At 37.2% G+C, this 21,322-nt stretch carries 18 protein-coding genes and 1 pseudogene; 9 read left to right on the plus strand and 10 right to left on the minus strand.

Annotated features, from left to right (window positions below):
* Positions 1 to 397: 397 nt before the first annotated feature.
* A pseudogene (locus IQ215_RS14365) lies at positions 398 to 574 on the plus strand (DnaJ domain-containing protein); the annotation flags it as partial.
* 761 nt (positions 575 to 1,335) lie between these two features.
* On the opposite strand, the gene IQ215_RS05710 reads toward IQ215_RS14365, so the two are convergent.
* On the minus strand, positions 1,336 to 4,074 hold the full coding sequence (locus tag IQ215_RS05710) for a phycobilisome rod-core linker polypeptide (protein WP_193800351.1): 2,739 nt from the start codon (positions 4,072 to 4,074) through the stop codon (positions 1,336 to 1,338).
* 209 nt (positions 4,075 to 4,283) lie between these two features.
* Positions 4,284 to 4,670 carry a thiol-disulfide oxidoreductase DCC family protein gene (locus IQ215_RS05715; RefSeq protein ID WP_193800352.1) on the minus strand — a complete coding sequence of 129 codons (387 nt, stop codon included), beginning with the start codon at positions 4,668 to 4,670 and terminating at the stop codon, positions 4,284 to 4,286.
* Positions 4,671 to 4,727: 57 nt separating this feature from the next.
* Here IQ215_RS05715 and IQ215_RS05720 point away from each other — a divergent pair, with 57 nt between their 5' ends.
* Complete coding sequence (locus IQ215_RS05720) at positions 4,728 to 5,696, plus strand: aldo/keto reductase (RefSeq protein ID WP_193800353.1); 969 nt, start codon at positions 4,728 to 4,730, stop codon at positions 5,694 to 5,696.
* A 118-nt stretch (positions 5,697 to 5,814) separates the two neighbouring features.
* On the opposite strand, the gene IQ215_RS05725 is transcribed toward IQ215_RS05720, so the two are convergent.
* A complete protein-coding gene (locus tag IQ215_RS05725) occupies positions 5,815 to 6,240 on the minus strand; it encodes a DUF4278 domain-containing protein (RefSeq protein ID WP_193800354.1) in 426 nt (141 codons plus the stop codon).
* 323 nt (positions 6,241 to 6,563) lie between these two features.
* Here IQ215_RS05725 and IQ215_RS05730 point away from each other — a divergent pair, with 323 nt between their 5' ends.
* Genes IQ215_RS05730 through IQ215_RS05745 form a run of 4 tightly spaced genes read left to right on the plus strand, consistent with a single transcriptional unit; the run spans position 6,564 to position 9,777 of the window.
* A complete protein-coding gene (locus IQ215_RS05730; RefSeq protein WP_193800355.1) occupies positions 6,564 to 7,733 on the plus strand; it encodes an FtsW/RodA/SpoVE family cell cycle protein in 1,170 nt (389 codons plus the stop codon).
* Between the two features lie 13 nt (positions 7,734 to 7,746).
* Positions 7,747 to 8,580, plus strand: a complete 834-nt coding sequence (locus IQ215_RS05735; protein WP_193800356.1) for a hypothetical protein — start codon at positions 7,747 to 7,749, stop codon at positions 8,578 to 8,580.
* 6 nt (positions 8,581 to 8,586) lie between these two features.
* Positions 8,587 to 9,213, plus strand: coding sequence for a tRNA (adenosine(37)-N6)-threonylcarbamoyltransferase complex dimerization subunit type 1 TsaB (gene tsaB, locus IQ215_RS05740; RefSeq protein ID WP_193800357.1), 627 nt, complete (start codon positions 8,587 to 8,589; stop codon positions 9,211 to 9,213).
* A gap of 6 nt (positions 9,214 to 9,219) precedes the next feature.
* Entirely contained in the window at positions 9,220 to 9,777 is a 558-nt protein-coding gene (locus IQ215_RS05745; protein WP_193800358.1) for a hypothetical protein, read from the plus strand.
* A 169-nt stretch (positions 9,778 to 9,946) separates the two neighbouring features.
* Here IQ215_RS05745 and ruvA read toward each other — a convergent pair whose 3' ends face one another.
* The 6 genes from ruvA to IQ215_RS05775 form a co-directional block, all read right to left on the minus strand.
* Positions 9,947 to 10,588, minus strand: coding sequence for a Holliday junction branch migration protein RuvA (ruvA, locus tag IQ215_RS05750; protein ID WP_193800359.1), 642 nt, complete (start codon positions 10,586 to 10,588; stop codon positions 9,947 to 9,949).
* The gene (ispF, locus tag IQ215_RS05755; protein ID WP_193800360.1) at positions 10,588 to 11,067 is read right to left on the minus strand and encodes a 2-C-methyl-D-erythritol 2,4-cyclodiphosphate synthase; all 480 of its coding nucleotides are present in this window, start codon (positions 11,065 to 11,067) and stop codon (positions 10,588 to 10,590) included. Before ispF ends, ruvA begins: the two co-directional genes overlap by 1 nt.
* Before the next feature lie 50 nt (positions 11,068 to 11,117).
* A complete protein-coding gene (locus IQ215_RS05760; RefSeq protein ID WP_193800410.1) occupies positions 11,118 to 13,742 on the minus strand; it encodes a DNA polymerase III subunit alpha in 2,625 nt (874 codons plus the stop codon).
* A gap of 381 nt (positions 13,743 to 14,123) precedes the next feature.
* The gene (locus tag IQ215_RS05765) at positions 14,124 to 15,755 is read right to left on the minus strand and encodes a DUF3352 domain-containing protein (protein ID WP_193800361.1); all 1,632 of its coding nucleotides are present in this window, start codon (positions 15,753 to 15,755) and stop codon (positions 14,124 to 14,126) included.
* A 70-nt stretch (positions 15,756 to 15,825) separates the two neighbouring features.
* Entirely contained in the window at positions 15,826 to 17,073 is a 1,248-nt protein-coding gene (locus IQ215_RS05770; RefSeq protein ID WP_193800362.1) for a glutamate-5-semialdehyde dehydrogenase, read from the minus strand.
* Positions 17,074 to 17,101: 28 nt separating this feature from the next.
* A complete protein-coding gene (locus IQ215_RS05775) occupies positions 17,102 to 17,488 on the minus strand; it encodes a hypothetical protein (protein ID WP_193800363.1) in 387 nt (128 codons plus the stop codon).
* A gap of 100 nt (positions 17,489 to 17,588) precedes the next feature.
* On the opposite strand from IQ215_RS05775, the gene IQ215_RS05780 reads away from it, so the two are divergent.
* Both IQ215_RS05780 and IQ215_RS05785 read left to right on the plus strand, forming a co-directional pair.
* A complete protein-coding gene (locus IQ215_RS05780; protein WP_193800364.1) occupies positions 17,589 to 18,041 on the plus strand; it encodes a nitrate reductase associated protein in 453 nt (150 codons plus the stop codon).
* A 42-nt stretch (positions 18,042 to 18,083) separates the two neighbouring features.
* The gene (locus IQ215_RS05785; protein WP_193800365.1) at positions 18,084 to 18,665 is read left to right on the plus strand and encodes an esterase/lipase family protein; all 582 of its coding nucleotides are present in this window, start codon (positions 18,084 to 18,086) and stop codon (positions 18,663 to 18,665) included.
* Positions 18,666 to 18,825: 160 nt separating this feature from the next.
* On the opposite strand, the gene cofG is transcribed toward IQ215_RS05785, so the two are convergent.
* Positions 18,826 to 19,755, minus strand: a complete 930-nt coding sequence (gene cofG / locus IQ215_RS05790; protein ID WP_193800366.1) for a 7,8-didemethyl-8-hydroxy-5-deazariboflavin synthase subunit CofG — start codon at positions 19,753 to 19,755, stop codon at positions 18,826 to 18,828.
* A 96-nt stretch (positions 19,756 to 19,851) separates the two neighbouring features.
* On the opposite strand from cofG, the gene IQ215_RS05795 reads away from it, so the two are divergent.
* The gene (locus IQ215_RS05795) at positions 19,852 to 21,153 is read left to right on the plus strand and encodes a DNA cytosine methyltransferase (RefSeq protein ID WP_193800367.1); all 1,302 of its coding nucleotides are present in this window, start codon (positions 19,852 to 19,854) and stop codon (positions 21,151 to 21,153) included.
* Positions 21,154 to 21,322: the final 169 nt, after the last annotated feature.

The raw sequence follows: 21,322 nt of genomic DNA on the forward strand, positions 1-21,322 counted from the left end.
CGACTATATGTGCTAAAAATGATTATATTAAATGAATGTTGGATAATTATGATTAATGAGTAACTAAATCAAAGTATCCATAAAAATATATTTAGAATATTAGTATTAAAGTTAATTTTAAAAAGTAATAATCAATGAAATTAAAATAAATAATGCTAGGTTATCTACTATTTATGTGAGTATTTTTAATTGTTACCTTAATATAAAATAGCTAGTATAATCAAATTAACTTATTTAACATAATATAATATTCGTATATTTTTCTTGCTAAAAATAATGATCATTTGATCATTTACAACAAATATTATCTAGTTCAGCAGGTTTTTATTATGTAATGTTAAGTTTATAAAAAAAAGATAATAATGTCAAGTTTATTGATATTAATAGTTAAATATCCATGGAATCCATAAATCAATATTACGAAATTTTGGGCATAGATATAAATGCTGATATTAATGAAATTAAACGAGCATATCGCAAGTTAGCGAAAAAATATCATCCCGATTTAGTTAATCAAAATATTCAAAAACAAAAAGAAGCTGAGGAAAAATTTCAAATTATCACTAATGCTTATCATCAAATTAAGTCATATGTAGAAGATAATAATTTAGAAAAATCAAACATAGTTCTTCAATGGGATATAAATAATCAAGAAGTCAACGCAAATTTGTATTACAATTTAGGGGCGCTCGAGGCAGAAGCAGAAAACTGGGAAGATGCAATACTATATTTTAATCAGGCAATTAAGCTCAATTCTAATTTTTTAAATGCTTATTATTATCGTGCCGCCGTGTTGGAAAAGTTAGGTTTGCAATTACGTGCTAATGCTGATTTATCAACGGCTGAAAATCTTAAGATTAGATTAGAAAATGTTTCTTTTTCCAATGATTATGAAAATAATATGACCATTCGTAAGGGTAAAAAGTACGGATATTCTTCCCGACTTCGCCATGGGTTTTCTGGTAATAATAAAAACCAATTTATTTCCCGTACATCCTATAAGAAAAATTTTCGGTATGGTTGGTATATTATGATCATCTTTGTGTTGTTTGTCTCTTTTACTGTGGCGATAATAAACAGTCAATCGGAAAATAATAACCGTGATTCTTCTCAATTAGATGAGTTATATCAAGTTCGGAAAATTCTTTATAAATAAATCGTATCTCAGTTGCCCCACCATTACTATTATCCACCGTGTAAGTATTGATAATAAATAATTAATAAAATCTAACCTGTCACTTGAAACCTCACTCTAATTTATAAGTAATCAAATTACCGCACAAAAAAAGGTGGGCAAGGCCCACCCTAGAATTTACTTACGAAACCAATTAAAATTTATTTAATTGATGCAGCTGTACCAGTGGCAGGGGCAAAACTAGGTACAACAACTTCGTTATCTTGTTTAGTTAACTTATTATAAAGTCTTTCAGTGTTGGGGAAATTGGCTGCGGGTAAGGTGGGATAACGACGATAAGGCACGGTATCTTCACCAAACACCTGAGAATATTCCATACTACCGACTAAAGCAGTGATAAAGGCACGAATACCTTGACTTGCCAAGATGCGGTTGTAGTGCTGAATCTCTTTTTGATTCATGGGCGCACGACCTAAGAAATGTTTAGTACCCAATTCAATTACTTTAGTATTGGGGAAGGGGGTATAAAATTCCTTGAGGTATAAATCGGAACAACCTAAGGCTTCTATAAATTCTTTAACGCTGATTTCACCATTGCCGAGTTTACTTTCTAGGTTGGTAAAGTTCGCATTTACTACGTAAGGTTCAACGTCACGTTCAAAAACTTGACGATAGGCGGCACGGATAGCATTTTTGAGGGCTACTTTGTCAACGTTGTTGGTAAGTTTAAATACCTTGGTTTGTTGACGTTGGACAGTAACACCTTGGTTAACACGGGATTTAACGTCGGGTTCGGTACGCATATCGTTAACCTGTCCGAGTTCAATAAATCTGGGGGTAGTTTCCTTGTCAACTCTTTGACCAACATCTTCACGAATTGTACCGACTCTGGCGTTACGCATTTGTAATCCTGCGGGGGTTAAATAACGTTCGTAGGGAACGGTATCTTCGCCAAAGGCTTCGCTGTATTCTTTGCTATCCATCATGGCATCTACGAGGGCGTAGAAACCTTTTTTGGATGCTAAGTCGAAGTAGGAGTTCATCTCACTACGTCCATAGGTAGGACGACCTAACAAACGACGGTGGATGTATTCGATCGCCTTGCACACATAGAAAGGAGTCCAGTAGGTTTTGAGGAATAGCTCGGATTTGGCTAACATACGGATAAAGTCTCTGAGGGAGATTTCACCGTTTTCGAGCTTGATTTCAGCTACTTTTAATCTTTGTCCTTCATAGACATCACGACCAAATACTTGGCGATAGGTGGCGTTGATTACCGCTTGGGTAGAACTTTCACCAAATTTAACTCCTAAACCGTTACTAGCTCCGGGTAATTCGTTGTTGAGACGAACTACTTTAGGCCCTAGGGTGCCGGGGAATTCTCCACGGGCGCGGGGGTTGCTGTTTTGGTTGTTGATACCCGGGCCACGGTGGATTAAGATACGTTTGGTATCTTTGCTAAATGGTGCAGGGGCGCTGCTAGGATTACGGGTTTCTTTGGGGAAAATCGCTCCGAATTGGATTTCAAGGGGATCGTTGCCAGAACCGTAAACATGTTGATCGGGTAAGGGGCGATCGTATTTTGCAAAGGTAGTCACAAATTGAGGTACTTTGCGGAAAGGTGCGCTGTAGTTGAATAGATCCTGTTGCATACCCCAGTTACGACATTCTTGGGCTTCTACCCCTAAACCTCTGAGGTAAGGTACGGTTTCTTCTCCGAAGTAGTCGGCATATTCTTGGGAATCTACTAAGGCATCAACCAGCGCCCCTAAACCACCACTAGAAACAATGGAGAAGTATTGTTGAACTTCTTCACGGGAAGAAGGGCCACGTCCTAAGATATGACGGAAAGCAAGTTCTAAGGCCCGGGAGTTGATAAAAGGCTCAAAGAATTGCTTACGATATAAAGGAGATTTGGCAAGGCGACGGACAAATTCTTTCATGGAAATGTCGCCGTTTTTAACCTGAGACTCAAGGTAAGAAATGGATTGAGAATAGGCTTTGGTGATGTCACGCTCGAATACTTGACGATAAGCGGCTTTAACTACGTTGTTTTTCTCGGTGGTAGATAAACCTGGCTTCATCACAAATTTAGGACGACGCTCAGAAGCATTGAAGTAGCTTTGAGGTAGTTCTAAACCTTGTAAGTCCTTAGAAGGTCTTTGACGTAGTTTATTGGCAGGGGTGGGGGCTTGTAGCTCGGCTAGTAAAATGTCAAAGTATTGAGCAATAATTTCTTTGGCTTCTACGTCGTTTTGGAAGTAGCCTAGACAAGAGGCTTTCATATCCAATAATGCTACTACGGTGGCATCGATGGAACAGGCTCTTTCTAAAACTTCCCTTAATCCTCTGGTGTTGACTACCAGAATGTTAGGATCTCCTGATACGATCGCATAGCTGACATAGCGCAAGAACCAAGACATATCCCTTAAGGATTTGGTCATGTTGCTAGGACCATAACGGGATACGTTAATGGGTCTAAAACCTACGGGAATTGCTCCAATGCTAGGTCCTGCACTAAAGGAGGAGAATAAACCGCTGAAAAAATTACCTTTTTTGGTTTTCGATTTTTCTTCGGTAAAGGTTGCGGTGGCATTTTGTTCCGCTTTAATGTCACTAGGTACACTTGTACCACCACCTACCCCAGCCAAAACCATTGAGGGTGCTTCTACAGGGGGCTTTTCAAAGAAAGCCATGGGAGAACCACCGGTAAAGATACGGTTGGCAGCACGGGAGACGATTATGTCTGAATTATTGGTGATGGTTTCGGCGATCGCCAATCTTCTTAAACCAGAATCAAAGTATGTTTTTAATTCACCTAACTCTCTTTGATCGGGGAAGCGATCTTGCTGTTCTGCTTGAATAATAGTTGATACAGCTACAGTTTGGTATAATTGCGGTTTCGCTAAGGAACTACCGCCACTTGCTTTTATAGTCATTGATTCTTTTTATTTTAAAACTTTGTTTTTTAATCAATTCATTCCATATAGATTAAATCTTTTTGGGCTTTCTTAGGAGTTTTATTAAGTTTTGTTTCATTTTTTACCGACTCTAAGCAATACTAGATAAGGGAATGGGCAATTAGGTGTCAGGTTTCAGGTAGCGGGTGGCAGGATGATGTCAGGGGGGTGATTATGTTAGTTTTCCATTATTTCACACCATGTTGAGAACGGTAGGTTTCTAGTCTTTTACCGAATAGCTGATAACGGTTATCTCTAATCATGGCATAAAGGCGATCGCCCATACCCTTAGCCAAAGGCAATCCTTGATAGATATTAACAAACCAAGCACCATAGGGCAAAATTTGGGCAATTTCTTCGGCCGCATCACTTCCTTGCCACCGTTGATTGTTTTGTGTGTCAATCAAAATCATTCCTTTCTCACAATCACAAGAATTCACCTGTACCGATTGCAAAACCTGCTCATCTTGCATGGGAGTATATACAAAATTCCGACCTTGATCAAAACTTTCTAATAATTGCACCAAATTAGTACATAGATTGCAATTACCGTCATAGATTACATGGTATCTCATGGGCTTTTGTTATAATTTTTGATATATCGCAATAATTCTTAATATTACCAATTATCCATGACTACCGATAACATTACATTAACCAAAAAGCTAGGAAATACAGATATAGAAGTATCAGCCCTCGGTATAGGCACATGGGCTTGGGGAGATTCTTTTTTCTGGGATTATGGCAAAACCTATGGCAAAGATGACATTGAGGAAGCCTTTAAAGCAACGGTGGCAGGGGGTGTAACTTTTTTTGATACGGCTGAAGTGTATGGTAATGGTAAATCAGAGCAACTTTTAGGGGAATTTTGTCAGGCAACCGATCAAAAAATTGACATTGCCACTAAATACGCTCCCTTTCCTTGGCGCTTATTTGGCGGTTGTGTAGCCGATGCCCTCACTCAAAGTTTAAAAAACCTTCAGATGGACTATATTCCTCTTTATCAGGTACATTGGCCTTTTATGCTCATGGGTCAGGAAACCTTGATGAATGCCTTGGCAGATGAGGTAGAAAAAGGTAGGATAGGGGCGATCGGGGTTAGTAACTATTCCGCCGAAGAAATGAAAAAAGCTAGTGAAATTTTAGGCAAAAGAAACATCCCCCTAGCAGTAAATCAAGTCAAATATTCTTTACTTACCCGCAAAATCGAATCAAAAGGTATTCTTAAAACTGCCCAAGAATTAGGGATAACCCTTCTTGCCTATAGCCCCCTAGCCCAAGGGTTACTCACGGGAAAATATAACCTTGATAACGCGCCCAATCCAGAAGGGGCAAGAAAACTAGATTCCCGTTTTAGTGCAAGTGGTTTAAGCAAAATTACCCCCGTACTCGAACTTTTAAAACAACTCGGGGAAAAATATCAGAAAACCCCTGCTCAAGTATCTTTAAACTGGTTAATGGGGCAAGAAAATGTAATACCTATCCCCGGGGCGAAAAACGCTAAACAAGCCAAGGATAACACCGGGGCTTTGGGGTGGAGTTTAACCACCGATGAGATAGCACAATTGGCAGAAATTACCCAACCTTGGCTCAAATCCTAGAGGTGTGAAGGGCTTACCAGCTTTTGGTTAATGGGAAAATGATTATAAAAGGTTAATTATTTATTCTCAATTAACCTTACATTTTTTCTATTCTGTATCCTTGTTTGGACACATTTTATTAACACTTAATACCTTTTTTTTCATCAAGGGCATCGGCTTCTTTTTTCAACATTGCCAATAAACGATAGTTTTCATTAGTTTGGGCAACTTCCATACGACGCTCTAAATTACGACGTAAATTGGCTTGATGGATGATGGCTAAGTTAGACTTTGTTTCCTCGCTAACAATGGTTTGGGTAGATAAATTTTCTTCTGGTTGGGCTTTTGCGTCATGGGGAATGAAGTAGGGTTGAGCGTTAGGGTTACTACTGTAGGCGATGCCACGATATTTTAAATAAATTTTAGGTTGTAGTTGGGGAATATGTCTAGGTAATTTTCGATGACATTCTACCCCTCTATATTTTCCTAATACATCTCCTTCTTTTACTTCTAATAAGGCTGTTTCGCTAGGTTGATGTTTATTTCCTCTATAGGACATTTTCATTTATTGATACCTCTTACAATCTATCTAAAAATTTATTTATTAATCATTCACTGTGGCTCTTGGGGTTGTTTTATCTGCACATTTTCAAGAGTTTTTGACACCACTGATCATATAGTTCCTTTACGGAGAAACTATTTTTTTCCTTATATTCAATTTAGCATCTTTTAAATAAGTTGCATTTTTTCTGTATCAATCGTTACAATAAATGCTATTTTTTGTTTTATTTTGTAATAAGATGAGGATTTGTTGACATGGGGCCTGTGGTTCATTGTTGGTGGTGGTGAGATATACTGGTACTACTATTTTTTGTAAGTCGTGGGTGTATGTTTCATCATCTAATTCCTATTTATGATAATGAGGTTGAAAATTGGTGTTTTGAGGCAAGGCTAGTGAGGTGGTTAACCTTTATTTGGTTATCTCTGGGCCTGGTTATTCTATTTTCGGCATCTTATCCTGATTCTCTGACGGAGAATGGCAATGGGTGGTATATTTTCTTGCGACAGGTGGTGTGGATTTATATTGGCTTGATGGCGAGTAAGGTAGTGTATCGGATACCCCTCAAACAGATTTTAAAATATTCCCCTTATATTTATGGATGTGTTTTAGTTTTAGTTTTAGCTACTATTTTAGGTTTTGGGCAAGAGGTTAATGGCGCTGAAAGATGGTTAAATTTGGGGATTGTACAGATTCAACCTTCTGAACTTTTAAAGCCTTTGATAGTGTTACAGGGGGCTTATGTTTTTGCAACGTGGAATCATAAAACATGGACTTTTAAGGGTGTTTGGTTGGTTGTTTTTGCCATGAGTTTGGTGGCTATTTTGATTCAACCAAATTTAAGTACAACGGCTTTATGTGGTATGACTTTTTGGTTAATAGCGGTGGGAAGTGGTGTGCCTGTCATCCAACTTTTTGGGGTAGCTGTATCAGGATTAGTAATGGCTTTGATTAGTATTGCTCTTAATCCTTATCAAATGCTCAGGATAGCATCTTTTCGAGATCCTTGGTCAAACCTTGAAGGAAGTGGTTATCAATTGGCTCAAAGTCTTATTGCGATTGGTTCTGGGCGATTGTCGGGAGTTGGTTTTGGCATGTCTCAACAAAAATTGTTTTATCTTCCTTTCCAAGATACTGATTTTATTTTTGCTGTTTTTGGGGAAGAGTTTGGGTTCATAGGGGCGATCGCCCTTATGCTTTTTTTAGCCACCTATGCTACCATGGGCTTGATTGTAGTCTTAAAATCTAGTCACCCCATCAATAAATTAGTAGGCTTGGGTGTTATCGTAATGTTAATCGGACAATCTCTCATTAACATCGGAGTAGCGGTGGGAGGCTTACCCACCACGGGTGTACCGTTTCCTATGTTGAGTTATGGCGGAAGCTCAGTGTTAAGTAGTATTTTATTAGCATCCCTTCTCATGAGGGTAGCCATAGAGGTTGAACCACAGGAAAAGATAATTTCTGACTATAATCAACAATTAAGCCCAAAAAAATAGCTTAATCAGCACCATGGAAGATATAAAAATCGCCTCGGATAATACCATCGAAAACTATATCCAACGAGTCACGGAATTATGTCAGTCGGGGCGCAAAACCCCTTCCCCCCAAGAATTAGAAAAAATAGTCTCAGAAGTTGGTATAACCGCCGAAGAAATCTCCCTTGCCCAAACCCAATCCCAAGCAAATTTCGCTAGGGCAAAGGGTTACATTAGTTTACGCCATTGGGATGATGCCATCGGGGAATTAGAAGAAGGACTGGCTTTCGACCCATATAATATAAGTATGATTCATTGTTTAATTTCGTCATATTTTGGACGTTGGCGAGAAAATCATCATCCAGAAGATGAGCAACGAATTAGGAAAAGAATCAAGCAATGTTTAGAAATAAAACCCGATGATGAGGAAAGTTTACAACTTTTAGGTAAATTAACTCAATCTATCAAAAATAGACAATTAATTAATTTAAGTCTGGGGTTATTGGGTATTTTATCTATCGGCACAATGATTGGATTATTTACCCTGAATAGGATTTCCCTTGATTTTTTGAATAACAACACCGATGAAAAAATCGAAAATATGGAAAGTAATTTACGTAGTCAAATGAGAAGATTAGATAACGAGAGTATTCGGCGTAGCCAAGATTTATCTCAAAAAATTATTAATCAAGAAAATATGACTCATAGTTTTTATAACAGAATCAGGGAGTTAGAGCAAATAAATCAAAAACTACAAAATGATAATCAGGTACTATTACAAAATAATGATAACTTAAATAAAAGATTAGAAATTGTTGAACAACAAATGCAACAATTAGAGCAAGAAAATATTATCTTACCAGAATAATTTGCAATGAAAGCAACTATCGCCCTACACACCACCAGCCCAGAATTAGGTATTACTTTGGTGGATAAGGAAGGTCACAAAAAGTCTCAAATATGGAATTTAGGTAGAAATTTAGGAAAAGAATTACATCAAATATTAACAGATTTTATTAACCCTTTAACATGGCAAGATTTTGAATTTATTGGAGTAGCAAAAGGACCTGGTAGTTTTACAAGTACAAGGATTGGGGTAGTTACGGCTAGGACGATTGCTCAACAGTTAAATATCCCTGTTTATGGAATTTCTACCCTGAAATCTTTGGCTTGGCAAGAAGGGCAAAGGCATAGGGCAGAAATAATGTTAGTCCAAATGAGAGCTAATAACGAGGAAGTTTTTGGCGGTATTTATAAGTTAAAAAATAAGGCTAATTTCTCGGTTGTGGTTGGAGATAAAATATATAAAAATGATGATTGGAAAAATATAATTAAAGAATATGAAAAACAGTATGGAGAAGATTTATTAGTGGTGGTTAGTCCACAAAATTTAGGGGAAAATAGTGATAGTGTTTTAAGTTTAGCTCGTCTAAAATATGAGCAAGAATGTTTAAATCGTGTTTTTTCTTCTTGGGAAGGCTTAATTCCTTTTTATCAATAGGTTACTATGATCAAGAAAATATTGCCCTTAGTTGTGATTCTCACTAACTTAGCTAGTATATCAGCTCAGGCTCAGATCACTCCTTCCCCTGTTAATCAAGATTCGAGAGTGCCATGGTCGGAGGTTGTTAACGATCCCTTTGATGGTAAGATTGTGTATGATAAGGATTTTGGCTCAAATCATGCCACTGTCAGTAGTTGGACGAGGAATTATATTAAACTTAGCTATTTTCAGAGAGAACAAGAAATAGTTTCTTATCGTAATGTTAGACGCACTAGGCAAGTATGGCGTAAAGATAAATATGTGGAAGAGGTATATTGGGAAAGAGAGCCGATTTATCGTAGTTATTGGCTGAGTGATAGTCCTGAGCAAATTTTATTTGCCATTGATGGGGTAGTGTATAGGTATGATGGTGATGTGGTTTCTGATGAGTTAGCCAGTGCGCTCGCTAATGCCCCAGAGGGTAATATGAGAATACGTTTGGTATGGCAAAACCAGCGCACCCAGGATGTGATGATTGGGGGAGGCACTGTGAAGGCATGGAAGGAGGTTTATGGGAATTAGGATAAATGGGAAATATTTTTTTGTTTTAGTGGCATTGCTGATTTTGAGTATGAAACATTATTGAATTACACAAAAAACTAAGACTTCTAAATATTATAACTGTTCCCTATTCCCCGTTCCCTGTTCCCTTCCTCAACAAGAAATCATACTTTAATTCACCAACGCCGTTTTAGTTAATATCGGCGGATAGGTGGGAAATTGCCCTTCTAATCCATTCCTCGACCATGGTATTTTTGAGTAAGATATTATCTTGACTAATGACAGAAATAGCCTGTTGAATTTCATCGTTAGTGTAGCCTAGGGCTAGGAGAGTCATTTCTAAGTCAGCTAGGATGTCGGCGGGGGGAGAAACTCTTTCTTGATTGACGTTGATTCCTGCTTCAATGCGCCATTGGGAAAGTTTTGTTTTTAATTCTAGGGCGATTCTTTCGGCGGTTTTTTGTCCTACCCCCGGGGTTTTGGATAACATTTTAATGTTACCTGTAACGATGGCTTGAACTAAATCTTCTAACCCTAAAGTATCGATAAGGGCGATCGCACTTTGAACCCCAATACCAGAAACCCCTATCAATTGACGAAATAAATCCCGTTGGGCAGTGGACATAAAACCATATAAAATTTGTTGGTCATCTCGAATCTGTAAATGGGTAAAAATCTGTAAACTTTTAATTTCCTTGGCCTCAATTTCCCTAGCAAAACGGGAAAAAATTTGAATTTCATAACCGATATTATTAACCTCCAATACCAGCATAATTCGTTTATTATGGCTTCTGAGAATAGAAACCACCTCACCCCGAAGAAAATTAATCATTAACTAACAGATTCTAATAAAACAACCGTATAAGCACAGATGGCCTCCTCCCTACCAATGGCATCTAGCTTTTCATTAGTGGTAGCCTTAATACTAATTTGGTCTGAATTAATGTTCATAGCCCGTGCTAAACTGTCAATCATAGCAGGTAAATGGGCTTTTAGCTTAGGACGTTCGGCAACAATTACATTATCCATGTTAACCACCGTCCAACCCCGTTGCAAAACTAACTGATAAACCTCCTTTAACAACTTAATACTATCTGCCCCAGCCCATTGAGGATCAGTAGGAGGAAAATAATGACCAATATCACCCAAACTTAATGCACCCAATAAAGCATCCATAATAGAATGGGTTAAAACATCCGCATCACTATGGCCTAAAAGTCCGAGGGAATGTTCAATTTCGACACCCCCGAGAATCAACTTGCGTCCTTCCACTAGACGATGTAAATCATAACCATTACCAATTCTAATCATTTAGTTTTTTTTGTTTGCTAATAACTGCACCCCTAGTATTTTAGCCAAAATTAGCCCGAAACCATGAGTAAGTCTAAACCTTGCTCAAAAATTTTGTCAATGGGTAACATTTGATGGTCAGAAGTCATCATTTTATGATCCTTGGTGGCTTTGATGATAGCACCATTTTCCAACTCATATTCAAATATCTCTTGCTCTCCCCTATCATGCCACTGGGCGATCGCCTGAGTATATACAAAACCGTTTTGATCTACACTATAGACCGTACACTGAATTTGTTCCTCAACAATTTTACTAATGGGCAAAACCCCATATTCCACGGTCAAAATTTCCGTATCATAACTCAAGCAATACTCCGCAAACTTAACCATCTGGTCAAATAAACTCTCAGCAATTTCCTTAGATACCCCATTTTTCATTGAACCATCGATAAACTTTTCTTGGTGCTTGGCCATCTCCGCCGCCTTTTTCTTACCCATGGCACGACGCAATAAATCCGCTTCTCCGAGGGAATAACCAGCCAAATCCTGAGCCATTTTCATAATTTGCTCTTGATACACCAATACTGCATAGGTTTCTCGGAGAATAGGTTGTAACAAGTCATGTTCGTAGGTGATAGGCTCTCTACCATGTTTACGATTAATAAAAATGGGGATTAAACCAGCATCCAAGGGGCCAGGGCGATAGAGGGCCAAAATAGAGGAAATATCCTCAATGCCTGAGGGTTTCAAATCCCTAACAATTTGTTTCATACCATCGGACTCTAATTGAAATATTCCCTGTAAATCTCCCCTTTCCAAAAGATTATGGGTTTGTGCCACATCTTGGGGTAACTTTTTACTTGTACCCTTTGCCAAAATTTGTAGGGCTTTTCTTTCCCCTAGGGGTAAGTCATCGACGTTGATTTCAATGTTACGATTAAGTTTAATTAGCTCCGCTGTTTTTTGGATGGTGGTTAGGTTTCTTAAGCCCAAAAAGTCCATTTTGAGAAGCCCTAAGGACTCTAAGTCTTCCATGAAATATTGGGTAATGACTGAGCCTTCGTTATTTTTTTGTAGGGGAACTATTTCGTCTAATGGCTCACTGGAAATAACTACCCCCGCCGCATGAACTCCAAAGGTTTTATTCATTCCTTCGATGCGCATGGCCATATCTAACCATTTTTTAACCCGTGGTTCGTTGTCGTACCTTTGTTTAAATTCGGGGGTCGGGCTGTCGTCGGATACCATGACTTTTAACTTGGTAGGTTTTCCCCTAGCTACGGGAATCATTTTGGCCATTTCATCGGCTTCGGCGTAGGGGACATCTAACACCCGAGCAACGTCTTTTAAGACGGCTTTGGACGTCATTCTGTTAAAGGTGATAATTTGGGCTACTTTATCTTCTCCATATTTGGCGGTGACGTATTTGATCATTTGATCTCTTTTATCGATACAAAAGTCGGTATCAATGTCGGGCATGGATTTACGTTCGGGGTTTAAGAAGCGCTCGAATAGTAGTCCGTGGTGGACGGGGTCAATGTTAGTGATACCAAGGGCGTAGGCGACTAATGATCCTGCGGCTGAACCTCTGCCTGGGCCTACGGGGATATGGTTATCTCGGGCATATTTGATGTAATCCCAAACTACGAGGAAGTAGGTGCAAAAGCCCATTTGTTCCATCATCCGTAGTTCGTATTCTAGTCTTTGTCTATATTCGGGGGTGATCTCGCTTTTTTGCTTACAGTTGAATCTTTGCATTAAGCCTTCCCAGGTGACGGCTTCGAGGTAGCTTTCTGGGGTGTGTCCGGCGGGGATGTCAAAGTTGGGGATTCTTGGTTCTCCAAGGACGTTATAAGGTTTTATTTTGTCGGCAATTTCGAGGGTAGTGGCGATCGCCCTGTCTATGATTTCTGGTTCGAGATGATCTCTAAATAGTAGTTTCATCTCGGCTTCGGATTTGAGGTATTCTGTGCCTGAATAACGAAGTCTTTTTTCTTCGTCGATGCTTTTTTTGGTGTTAATACATAGGAGAGCGTCATGGGCTTCTACGTCGTTGCAGGAGAGAAAATGAGAATCGTTGGTGGCGATGATTTTGATGTTTAATTCTTGACTGATTTTGGCTAATTCTACGTTAACGATTCGATCTTGTCTTGAGCCATGATCTTGAATTTCGAGGTAAAAATCATCTTTAAATATTTTTTGATACCATTTGGCTACGTCTCTGGCTCTTTGGTAGTCACCTTTAAGGATGGCTTGGGGAATTTCGCCCCCTAAACAGGCACTTGTCAAGATTAAACCTTCGTGGTATTGCTCTAGTAGTTCTTTGTTAATACAGGGGCGGGAAAAGATACCTGAACCTTGCATCCCGTGTAGGTGGGAAATGGTGGTTAGTTTGACGAGGTTTTTATATCCTTGTTTGTTTTTGGCTAGGACTATTTGATGATATTTTTTGATGCCTCGATTTTTCTGGGTTATGTCGCCGTTGATGACGTACATTTCGTTACCAATGATTGGTTTTATGGGTTTGTTGAGGCAGTTTTTGATTAGTTGAATTGCTCCATACATTACTCCATGATCGGTAATGGCGATCGCGGGCATTTCTAGTTCTACGGCTTTTTCAACGAGGGATGGAATTTGGGATGCTCCGTCTAATAAGCTATAGTCGGTGTGTATGTGTAAACCAACAAAGGACATTTTATCAAGGGGAATGGGGAACGGGGAATGGTTCAACAATTCATGAACCATAGATACAGTATAATGCCAAATCTGATTTAGAAAATGGCGTTGCTGATTTTAGGTATGATTTTTAATTGAGGAAGGGAACGGGGAACGGGCAATAGTGATACTATTTTAATGTCTTATTAACTGATGCTACGCAAAAAAGATAATTAGTTCTTGGTTTGAGGTGTTAGGTATCAGGTTCAAAAATTTAGAACAACTCTACATTAATTAATGGTCTTATTTTCACTTTCCCAATAACCTCATAAAAACTATTCATATTTTTAACCTGCCACCTGCTAAAAAAATATGAGTACCTAACATCAGTTATTAATTAAATCTGCTAATCCTCAATTTTTATTTTTTCTGGAGAGAGATATTAATATCAATTTGGCTAGTGTTAGGGTCATTACTAGAGCTGGTAATGGCGATTCCTTTGAGGGCGTTAATAATTTGTTGGCTTTCAGGGGGGGCATTTTCAAAAAGTGTGGGGTCGAATTCGTTGAGAATATTAACGGTTTTTTCTATATCAAAATAAACGTAGCCAAAGTTATTTTGGGGAAGGGTTTGGGTAGTTTGGGTATAGTTTTGGCTGTTGGTTAGGGGGGAGTTATTATTAATGGTATTATCGATATTTTCTTCTTGACTTAAGTTGAGGAATAGTTTATTATTTTCAAACCAACCATAGGATAATAGTTGTCCTTCTGGGGTAATCCATTTAGTAGTTGGAATGCCGTTATTTTCTTCTTTTTCTATGGTTAAAAATTGATCAAAACTGGCTATTTCTTCTAGTTTATTGAGGGTGGTTTCTCCTAAGGTGCGATCGCCCGTTTCCATTAAAAATAGTCCCTTAAAACCAGTATCAGCGAAGGAATTATTTTCATTAAGAGATAAACCGAAAGCAAATTCTCCATCTAACCAAGCAAAAATATCATCTTGTAAATTAAGATTTAAAGCATTTTGGGTAAAAGATTCTAAAAGGGAAATAGCCTCATCTAATTCAGGAATTAATTGACGATTTAATTCTACCTGTTGCCAAATATTTTTCAGGGCAATGCCATCAACCATAAAAATAACTTCATCGGAAATATTATTAACTAATCCATGGGTGGTAGTAACATTTATTTCTGAAGGTAAAGGTTGGGATAAACCAACAACGGTGCTAAGATTAAGACCATGATCTTGAATATTAAGGGTAGTGGCGGTGGTTTCAATCACAGGTATTTCTATAGACTCTGGTAATTCAAAAGATTCTAGTAATACATCATCAATAAAGTAACTATAGTCAGTGATATAAACTTGAAATAAAGGATTACTTTCGGTTAACTTTTGGTTGGTGGCTTCGTTGGCTTGTTTAACTTGGGCAACGGATTCGGCACCCCGATAAGTATCAATAACTTGTTGAATAACGGTTTCCCCATTACCCATCACCAATTGACTACCAAAAAAAGTAAACCAGATACCTTGGGGATTGTCTGGGGTGGTAAGTTGATAGGTAGTGATATTCTGATATTCACCTTCGGTTATTTCCATTTCGGGATTATCTTTCATTTTGTTGAGAAAATCCCTTGCTTTGAGTTTATTTTTGATCCCTGCTACTACACTAATATTAGGCTCAGAAATATCCTCTACATTGGGTAAAAAAGCTATCATCAACCCCCCCAACCAAGGCTCAATATCTTCTTGATAGTTAATGGGGGTTTCCCCTTGGGCTAATTCATCTTGCCATTGTTGCCATGTTTCTTCGATAACTTGTTGAGCATTAAAAGTGTCGAATTGCTCGAGTTGTTGCCAATCATTAATGTCGGTGGAGATAAAACCTGTGGCGACGGCATCGGCGGGAATTACTTGCGCCCCTCGTAGGGGTGTTAATTCTTCCCCTAATAACATTCTACGTCCAAAATAATAACCTAATCCACCCCCTACTAAAATCAGTAGAGAAATGCCTAAACATCCAATCCCTAGTTTATTTTTTTTCTGTACTGTCATTGTTTTTTACCGACTTTTCCCCTCATGGTATCAATTTTTTTGGTCATGGGTGGAAAACCTAATAATAGTTTTACATTTGTCCGTCTCCGACTACGATTTGTTTTAGGGTGGTAAAGGTTTCAAGGCTAATTAATCCTCGGCGATGCCCTTTTTGGTTGGATACCCCTAAAAATACGGAGTTACTTCCCTGTAGGTAACGATAAAAGCGGGGGGATGAGTTGATATAAACTAGGGCGCTGTCGGCTTCCATGGCAAAGGTGCGCCCTTCTTGGTAGGAGTCGGTAACTAGACAGTTGGCATGACCACTGCTATGCTCGTTTATATAGGCGATCGCACTTTGTAGATCATCTGTACGTCTAAAGGCAATGGTTTTTGTTAAAAAAGGTTCATACCATGAGGATTCTTTGACGGGGTTAAGATAATCGGGGAATTCTTCCACTAGAGATGGCTCACCTTTAAGGATAAAATCATTTTCTTGGAGGTGGCTAAATAGACGGGTAATAGAGGTGGATTTTTGTTGGCTGTTAATTAATACTTTTTCAATGGCATTAACAGGATCTGGTAAGCTATCATGGCTATCTATAATTACTGACTTTACTATATCAAGATCACTGGATAAAGACCAGTATAAATAACAATTACCCATGGCTGATTTTAACACGGGGGCGGTGGCCATTTCTGTTACTTGTTGTATTAAACTAGGACGTCCGTAGGGGATAATTAAATTTAAGTATTGATCTTGAGTAATTAAATCTTGGATAGAATAACCTTGTTCTGAGGGTAAAAATTCGATACAACTAGGGGGAAAGTCGGCTTCTTCTAGGGCTACTTGTAATATTTGTGAAATGATGGTGTTAGTATTACTTGATTCACTACCGCCCCTCAAAATCAAACTATTTCCTGTTTTGATGGTTAATCCTGCGGCGATAATGGCTAAATCGGGTAAGGCTTCATATACCATGGCAATTACCCCTAAGGGCATCAATTGGGAGTAGTTTTGACAGTAGGTAACTTGGTAGGGGGCGTTAATTACTTTTTGAAAAGGATCGGGTAATTCTGCTAAAGTTTTTAATATCTCTACTGCGGCTTCTAGTCTTTGGGGGGTGAGTTTTAGCCAATCTAGGATTAAGTCTGGCACTGACATTTCTCGACTAATTTCTAAATCGAGGGTGTTTGCTTGTAAGATGTCATCGAAACATTCTTCTAGTTTTTCTGCCATTAATGATACGGCTAAGGAGCGCTCGATGCCTTTTGCTCGGCTCATTTCGAGAAATGCTTGGTGGGCTTTTTTTACCCTTTTTTCAATGGATTCTGTCATAGAATTTGTGATTATAACCTAAACAATTTTAATACCTGTATGGCAATAAAAGTATGATTAATACGGAGGAGATAATCATCATAGTGGCTAATACCCATGGAAGTGAACTTATGAGCGAAAATACTAGGGATAGGGAAGTTATGCCAATGGTAAACCAGACTAGGAATAGTAGGTAGTTTTTGGAGATGCCTTGGCGGTGTAATACCCATTTTTTACCATTCCAAGACCATTTTTTTTTGTAGGGTGATAAATCTACTACGGGTTTTAGGTATTTATGTTCTTCCTCTGTGACAAATATTTGTTGACATTCGTTACAGCCTAGGGCTTCTGTTAGGGTGATGGGTTGTAATTTTCCCTCTCGGCGACAAGGGCAGGGATATTCACATTTTAGGTCGATTGGTTGTTCTTTAAACACTCAAGCCCCTCTTTTTTCCTATTAATCTTTTTTTTGTTTATTTTAATGCAGAATTTTGTATAGTATTTATTTTAAGGTTATTTTTTAAGGGCGATCGCACATGACCGATTTTTTTCAATTTGAAGCTGATTTCGTAGAATCTTTACGCTGTATTCCTTTAGTGGTAAGAATGAAATTGGATACCTGCGGAGTTAAACTAAAACTTGACCATTGGCATCAATTCACCCTTGAAGAAAGGGAAATATTAGTAAATAAACCTTGTAAGACTTCTTCTGAAGCTATGGAATATGCTAATTTTTTACAAGATTTAGTACATAGCAAAACAGGTAATTACGCTAAAAATTTAGAAATTGACTCTCATCCATTATGGCAACAAAAAGATAATATACCACCACAAATTTTAGAAAAAGCACAGGAATTTGATCTAAAATTAAATATTAATCAATGGAATAATTTAAGCGATTTACAAAGATTTGCCTTAATAAAACTGAGTCGCCCTAGCCATGAAAATCGTAATTTTTTACCCGCACTCCAAGAATTTAATTTGGTGTAATTAACTAGGAGAACATAAAACTAAAATTATTTATTTTACAAAATGAATCCTATTCTTTTAATTCATGGCTTTATGGATAGAAGTATTGTTTTTGATCAAATGTTATCCTATTTAGTCAATGAAGGTCATAATGTTCATACAATAGATTTAACTCCCCGTTATGGTACGGCAGATTTAAAAGTATTAGCTCAACAAGTAAAGAAATATATTGATGATACTTTTAATAAGGAAGAAAAAATAAATCTACTCGGTTTTAGTATGGGTGGTTTAGTTACCCGTTACTATTTACAGAGATTGGGTGGTGTGGAAAAAGTCAATAAATATATTAGTATTTCTGCCCCTAATAATGGAACTTTTACAGCCTATTTTTTACCCTTTGTAGGTATAAAACAAATGCGTCCCCGTAGTGACTTTTTATTAGATTTAAATAAAGATATAATTAGTGAGTTAGATAAAGTTAAATGTCTGTTTTTATGGACTCCTTTTGACTTGATGATTTTCCCTGCTCAAAGTTCTATCATGGCATCATTTAACGCAGAAACTATTCCCGTATTAACCCATAAATGGATGGTAAGTGATGATCGGGTATTAGAGAGAATTAATCTTTTTTTAAAGGATGAATAGATTTAATGGCGTTCGTGAATTAAGATATGATTTTTAGTTTAGTTTGACAATAGGCAATAGAAATAATAGTTTTAATACTGTATATTTACTGTAATTCAATAATGTTTTATCCTCAAAATAAGCAATGCCTATTCAATAATAAATACCATTGTAAAATATCTTAATTACAAAGAATTTTTAAGCGACTAAAAGTTTCTTGATAATATTGAGGATAAACAGGTAATCGAGGTTTTAAAATCCAACCATGGTTTAATAAAGTATTCTTTAAATCGGTTAAATTATCATGGCTATAATTGGGGTTAACTTCGTCTTTAGGTACAATTCCTCCTAGATCTCTTACTCCTAATTCTAAACATTGAATTAAGACTTTTTCATCTTGAATTAAATTAGGTGGAATCTGAACAGTGATATTATTAGGAAGAATTTTTTTTGCATTATTAATGGTTTCTAATAAGTCTAAATTATTAAAATTATTTTGTAAATAACTATCCTTACTACCTTTAGAATAGGGTTGTAATATTACTTCTTGAATATGTCCATATTTTTCTTGTATAAGGGCGATCGCCCTTATACTTTCCATACGATCAAAAGATGATTCCCCAATCCCTAATAGAATACCAGTAGTAAAAGGAATTTGTAACATCCCTGCCCATTCTAGTTGTTGTAGCCTCAATTGTGGAACTTTGCTAGGGGCAAAACGATGGACAGTATCTAGTAAACTGGGGTTAACCTGTTCCACCATCAAGCCCATAGAGGCATTTACCGTCTTTAATAAAGCCATTTCTTCATAACTCAAAGGGCCCACATTGCTATGGGGAAAAAAGCCCATAGAAAGTGCTAAATGGGCAATATCATAAATCCTCTTTAACCAATCTTTACGCCTGTTAGACTGAGGATGCACTTCACCACTAAGGATAAGGATTTCCGTAACTTCCTTACCCTGTAAACTGGTTAAAATTTCCCTTGCCTTATCTAAAGTTAACCATAAATCCTGTTTTGGATCGGTGCGAAAATTACAGTAACTGCAACGATTAAAACATTCATAGGTTGGCACAAGGGTAAAAGCAGGGCTATAGGTTACTAGGCGCATTTTTTGATCATTGGTTTTACACTCATTTTATTATATATAGTCTTAAGTTTTATCTTAATTTTACTATCTCGAATAACCAAAGTTTTTATATAGAAAATGTCTAAACAAATTATCACAGATGCCTTATTAGCCGATATTTTATCTGTCTCCCGTAGCACTGTCGAAAAATGGAAAATAAAGGGTAAAATAAAACCATCAAAAAATGGTCAATATTGTTTAGAAAACTTACAACATTTTGAGCCAATAAAATCTATGATTAATTCTCAATGGGAAAAACAACAAAATATAAATCCCTTGAGAAAATATCAATCTATAGAACTTTTTGCGGGGGCAGGTGGTTTAGCCATTGGTTTAGAAAAAGCTGGTTTTGGTGCGATCGCCCTTAATGAAATAGATAAAGACTCATGCAAAACTTTACGTTTAAATCGTCCTAATTGGAATGTCATTGAAAAAGATATTAGTAAAGTTAATTTTGCTAATTATAGTAGCTATGATATTGATTTATTATCAGGGGGGTTTCCTTGTCAAGCATTTTCCTATGCCGGAAATAAATTAGGATTTGAAGACGTAAGAGGGACACTTTTTTTTGAATTTGCAAGGGCTATTAAAGAGTTAAAACCAAAAGTTTTTTTAGGAGAAAATGTTAAAGGTTTATTGAACCATGATCAAGGAAAAACCTTAGCCACCATTAAAACTGTAATTGCTGAATTAGGGTATGTTTTAATAGAACCAAAAGTATTAAAAGCTATTTTTTATCGTGTACCTCAAAAACGAGAAAGATTATTTTTAATTGGCATTAGAAAAGATCTATTTAAATATACCAATTTTATTTGGCCAGATCCTTTTTTCAGAATTATGACTCTAAAAGATGCCCTAAAAAAAGGAGATTTATATGATCAAGATTGTCCTCCATCTCTTGGTCAAAATTACCCCAACAAGAAGCAAAAAATAATGGAAATGATTCCCCCTGGTGGTTGCTGGATAGATTTACCCGAAGACTTGAAACGAGAATACATGGGTAAAAGTTATTTTTTGGGGGGTGGGAAAACGGGCATCGCCAGAAGGTTATCTTTTGATTTACCCAGTTTAACCTTAACTTGTTCCCCTGCCCAAAAACAAACGGAAAGATGTCACCCCCAGCAAACTAGACCCCTCACCATTAGAGAATATGCTAGAATCCAGACATTTCCTGATGATTGGCATTTCACGGGTTCAATAAGTAGTCAATATCGCCAGATTGGTAATGCTGTACCTGTTAATTTAGCTTGGGCTTTGGGTAATCAATTGGTGGCAGTGTTAAACCAAATTGAAAATAGAGTGGAGCATATTAATAAAAGGGTTAATATTGCTGAAAATAGTGGTCAAATGAATTTATTTGATTTTTATTCCACGGTTTAAATAATGTTAATTAAACTTTGTTCCAATTCAAGTTAGAAGAACAAATCTGATGAGTAAACTTTATTATTACCCACCGTATAATATCAAGTTCCCTTGATTATTTACAAACTAGCAATATCAATGTCCTAATTCAATTTATTGAATGAATTACCGTTAGCCGTGTAATAAA

Origin of the sequence: Cyanobacterium stanieri LEGE 03274, from assembly GCF_015207825.1 — a bacterium.
GTDB lineage: Bacteria > Cyanobacteriota > Cyanobacteriia > Cyanobacteriales > Cyanobacteriaceae > Cyanobacterium > Cyanobacterium stanieri_B.